This window comes from Bacillus cereus group sp. BfR-BA-01430 (assembly GCF_022663115.1).
GTDB lineage: Bacteria > Bacillota > Bacilli > Bacillales > Bacillaceae_G > Bacillus_A > Bacillus_A cereus_BD.
In genome coordinates this window covers 1-569 of the sequence record NZ_JAKUEW010000064.1, presented here as the reverse complement: position 1 = coordinate 569, position 569 = coordinate 1, and the positions used below count along the sequence as shown (strand labels likewise).

The following is a 569-nucleotide window of genomic DNA, read 5'->3' as shown; positions in this document are numbered from 1 at the left end:
TTCCTTAATTCCCTCTAATGCTTTTGTTGTATCTACACTAACTTGTATTGTTAGTTCACTATTCTTATTTTGATTTACTTGCTTTTCTACTGGGCTATATGGTTTCTCTATTGTCGGGCCACCACACTTAACGCAGTTCATTCCTTCCAAAAAATGACCAAACATTACTGTACGACATTCTTTATCTCTACATTCCAATTGCATTTTATACTTCATTCTTCATCCTCCTCCAAAATAAAAAGCACCATCACTTGGCACTTTCTCTTTTCTTATTCACCTGTTGAGACATTATTGGCCCATTACAATCAGGACATTTCCAACCATCACGTATCTTATAAGAAGTTTCTTCAAATCCGCAATTTCTATCTAAACACCAATGCTTTGTTAATGGCATTTTCAAACTCAGTGGCTCAAACCCACTCACTTCCTCCTTTCAAACCTCTTCCTTAATCGTTTCATTTCATCTTCAATAGCAAGATTCTTTTTACTAATCCGTTCTTGATACTTTGCTATATCATCTTGATACTTACGAATCTTATCATTCACATATGCCGCCACATGTTCATGGC

At 35.7% G+C, this 569-nt stretch carries 1 pseudogene; it reads right to left on the bottom strand.

The annotated features are described in order from the left end of the window. Positions 1-216, bottom strand: a pseudogene (locus MR058_RS22935) (hypothetical protein); the annotation flags it as partial. Between the last annotated feature and the right edge of the window lie 353 nt (positions 217-569).